The following is a 3,689-nucleotide window of genomic DNA, read 5'->3' as shown; positions in this document are numbered from 1 at the left end:
GCGAGTTGGTGCTGCTCACTCCGATGTCGCAGATCTCCGGTCGCGCGTCGATCCAGATCGCCGCCGGACTGCTGATGCGACGGGGCGGCGAGGGCGCGCCGTTCGGCGTTGGCGGATTGGGCACGTGCGTCGGCGGCGTGGACGGAGCCGACCCCGCCAACGTCGTGGTGATCGGAGGAGGCGCGGCCGGCGGCGCGGCAGCGCGTCACGCATCGGCCCTCGGCGCGAACGTGACCGTTCTCGACATCGAGCCGGCCCGTGTGCGCCGGGAGCTCGGAGAACTGCCCGGCTGCCACGTGCTGCCGTCGAATCAGGTCGAGCTCGCCGACGCGCTGCGCAACGCGGACGTCGTGATCGGCGCGGTGCGCATTCGCGGACAGTACCCGCCGCAGGCCCCCATCGTGGTCACCACTGAGATGGTCGGTCGGATGAAGGACCGAGCGGTGCTCATCGACCTGTCGATAGACCACGGCGGGTGCTTCGAGGACTCGCGCATGACGAGCCACGAAGACCCCGCTTACGAGGCGCACGGCAAGATCTTCTCCTGCATCCCCAACATCCCGACCGGGGTGCCCCTGACAGCCACCCAGGCGATCACCCGGGTAACCCTCCCCATCGTCTCGAAGATCGCCGCGCTCGGCCTGCGCGAGGCCGCGCGAACCGACCCGGTCATCGCCAGCGGGATTAACACCGTCGACGGCACGCTCGTCAGAGTCGAGGTCAGCGAACGCCACGGGCATCCGGCCGTGCCGCTGCGGAGGTTGCTCGAGGGGTGATCCGGCTCCCACACTCGGCGGCACCGGACGGCATCACTCCCAGATCGAGATGATCCGCTCGGAGTCGACTGCCTGCACGCGCATGCGCAGGATTGCCAGTGCGTCCTCATGGAACGCCGGACTCAGCGACGCTGTGCAGTCCTCGGCGACCACCGAGTAGAAATCCCGATGTGCAGCGCCCTCCGCGGTCGACTCAACCGAGCCCTCGGTCGCCATGCCCGCGGTGAGCACCGTCCGCTTTCCGAGACCGCGCAGGGTGAGCGCGAGGCCGGTGCTGATGAAGGTGTTCAGAGTCGTCTTGGTCAGGACGAGTTCGCCGTGCCACGGAAGGAGCGTCTCAGGCAAGGAGTAGTCTGCTCCATGCTGCTCGCCGTAGACGGGGCTCAGAGTAGACACCCAGACCACGCACACTCCGGCCGCGCGGGCGGCGCTCACCAGCCTGAACAGACGCGAGGCCATGACCGCGTGCGCGCTCTGCCGTGGCTCCAGCACGACGAGCGCGGTGTGCGGCGGGCGCAGGATCTCGTCCAGTGACTCGAAAACATCTTTACCGAAGCGCTCGATCACGACCCCGCCTTCCCAAGAATGCTGCTCGTCTCCGACGAGGTCATCACCTCGTACTTCGCCTCGAAGATGCGCAGGGCTGCGGCGTGGAGGTGCTCCCGGAATGCGCCGACGGCATCGGAGACGACGATCGTACGATACCCGTGGTCGGCGCAGTCACGCACCGTGGCGTTGACGCAGACGTCGGTGGCGACACCGATCACGAAAACCGCATCGATCAGATTGCTGCGCAGCAGCAGGTCGAGATTGGTGCTCACGAACGCGCTCGCTCGGTTCTTGAACACGTCGATGCCGTGGAGCGCGGCATCCCTCAACTCCTGCAGCACCTCGCTCCCCCAGGTGCCCTCGTATCCCCACTCGAGAGTCTCGTAGCTACTGGTCTGCTGGATCCGATAGCGCTCGTACAGACGGGTGGGTGACGAGGTGAGGTGGTCGGTACGGCAGACGTCCCGGACGAAGAAGACCGGGTGGTCTCCGGCGGCCTCGAGTACGCGCCGCTGCCCCTTGATGCTGGCGTGCACGGAGCTGGCCGGATCTGCGGGGTACAGGGCTCCATCGGGGTGGCAATAGTCGTTCTGCGAATCGACGACCACGACGGCGCAGCGGCCGAACGGTCGCGCCGCCTCGCGAATCATTCCGCGTCCCCTACCCGTATCACGACGCTCTTCGTCTCAAGGAAGGCGTCGACGCCCTCGGGTCCGAGTTCGCGCCCGACGCCGCTCTGGCCCACGCCACCGAACGGCATCGCGGGGTCGGTGCTGTTGTAGGTGTTCACCCACACGACCCCGGCCCGGATCCTCGCCGCCATGCGATGCGCGCGAGACAGGTCGGAGGTCCAGACGCCCGCCGCCAATGCGTAGTCGGCATCGTTTCCGATCTCGAGGGCGTCTGCCTCGGATTCGAAGGGGATGACGCAGGCGACAGGCCCGAAGATCTCCTCCCGGGCGACCCGCATCGAGTTCGACGCGTCGGCGATCACCGCCGGGCGTAGATAGTAGCCGTCCGGGGAAAGACCCGGGTCGATGCTGCGGTCGGTGATGATCCTCGCGCCCTCCTGCTCGGCGAGATCGACGTAGCCACTCACGCGGGCGCGCTGAGTGACGTTCACGAGCGGGCCGATCTGCGTGCTCTCCTGCAGACTGTCGCCGAGGACGAGGCTCTCCGCGTGCCGACCGAGTGCCTCGACGACTTCGGCGTAGATGCCGCGCTGCACCAGGATGCGCGAGCCCGCCGTGCAGTTCTGGCCCATGTTGCCGAATATCCCGCGCGAGACGACCTCAATGGCTCGAGAGAGGTCGGCGTCGTCGAAGACGATGTTCGGGCTCTTTCCGCCGAGCTCAAGCGCGATGTTCTTGAGGTTCGAGTCGGCGGCGCCGCGCATCACCGCTCGCCCGACGGCAGTGCTGCCGGTGAACGCGACCTTGTCGATGCCTGGATGCCTGACGATCGCTTCCCCCGCCTCGCTCCCGACGCCCGTGACCACGTTCACCACGCCATTCGGCACCCCCGCCTCACGGAGGAGGTCGGCGAGGTACAGCGCGCTCAGTGAGGTGAACTCGGAAGGCTTAAGCACCATGGTGCATCCTGCGGCGAGTGCGGGGGCGAGCTTCCAGGCAGTCATCAGCAGCGGGAAGTTCCACGGGACGATCATGCCCACAACGCCGACCGGCTGACGCAGCGTCATGCCCAGGGTGTGGGCGATCGTGAGCTCGCGTGTGGCGCCGGCGATCTTCGTGGGCCATCCGGCGTAGTACCGGAACACCTCCGCTGTGCCGGGGATGTCGCCGTCGCGGGTCGGCACGATTGGCTTGCCGCTGTCGAGGGCCTCGAGTTGGGCGAGCGGCTCGGCATGCTGCGTGATGAGATCGCCTGTGCGCCAGAGTATCTCGCCCCGTGCATCCGGGCTGAGCCGGCTCCATTCGCCCGCCAGCGCCTGCGACGCCGCCTGCACTGCGGCGTCGACGTCCTCCACGGTGCCGCGGGCGATCCACGCGTGCGTGAGGCCAGTGGCAGGGTCAAGCGAGGGAAGGCTCTGCTCCTCGGTGCGCTCGTGCCAGCGGCCCCCGATGAACAGGCGCGGCGGTGCGTCGAGGACGCTGCGGACCTCGGGAAAGAGTTCGGGACGGGTCATCAGTGCCTCCGTGGACGGGCGCGCTCACGCGATTGTCTCGGACTCTAGCAATGGCGGTCTTCTCCGCGCCAAGACCACCCTGCGACCGCGTTCATACCAGTCTGGAATAGCCCCGCGAACGCACGAGAGGAGCCTTGACCCTGGCGATCCGTGGACTCCAGGATGTCACCATGCCGAGAGAACTTCCCGCCCTTGTCGCCGACCGTGCATTGCCCGCC

The 3,689-nt window shown here is 67.6% G+C and carries 3 protein-coding genes and 1 pseudogene; 1 reads left to right on the top strand and 3 read right to left on the bottom strand.

Going from position 1 to position 3,689, the window contains the following annotated elements; translation table 11 throughout:
* Positions 1–776 (top strand): annotated as a pseudogene (locus RIN43_RS16165) (alanine dehydrogenase); the annotation flags it as partial.
* 33 nt (positions 777–809) lie between these two features.
* Here the strand turns inward: RIN43_RS16165 and RIN43_RS16160 are convergent.
* Genes RIN43_RS16160 through RIN43_RS16150 form a run of 3 tightly spaced genes read right to left on the bottom strand, consistent with a single transcriptional unit; the run spans position 810 to position 3,471 of the window.
* Positions 810–1,343, bottom strand: a complete 534-nt coding sequence (locus RIN43_RS16160) for an isochorismatase family protein (protein ID WP_309129949.1) — start codon at positions 1,341–1,343, stop codon at positions 810–812.
* Positions 1,340–1,975 carry an isochorismatase family cysteine hydrolase gene (locus tag RIN43_RS16155; RefSeq protein WP_309129948.1) on the bottom strand — a complete coding sequence of 212 codons (636 nt, stop codon included), beginning with the start codon at positions 1,973–1,975 and terminating at the stop codon, positions 1,340–1,342. Before RIN43_RS16155 ends, RIN43_RS16160 begins: the two co-directional genes overlap by 4 nt.
* Positions 1,972–3,471 (bottom strand): aldehyde dehydrogenase family protein, encoded by a 1,500-nt coding sequence (locus RIN43_RS16150; RefSeq protein ID WP_309129947.1) that lies wholly within the window; start codon positions 3,469–3,471, stop codon positions 1,972–1,974. Before RIN43_RS16150 ends, RIN43_RS16155 begins: the two co-directional genes overlap by 4 nt.
* Positions 3,472–3,689 lie beyond the last annotated feature (218 nt).

Source organism: Microbacterium sp. (assembly GCF_031178445.1).
GTDB lineage: Bacteria > Actinomycetota > Actinomycetes > Actinomycetales > Microbacteriaceae > Microbacterium.
Note: the sequence above shows the minus strand (reverse complement) of the source record. Positions and strands in the feature narration are given on the sequence as shown.

Excerpts from the sequence above, each read along its gene's own strand:
- RIN43_RS16150 (WP_309129947.1), bottom strand. The coding sequence starts at position 3,471 with ATGACCCGTCCCGAACTCTTTCCCGAGGTCCGCAGCGTCCTCGACGCA.
- RIN43_RS16155 (WP_309129948.1), bottom strand. The coding sequence starts at position 1,975 with ATGATTCGCGAGGCGGCGCGACCGTTCGGCCGCTGCGCCGTCGTGGTC.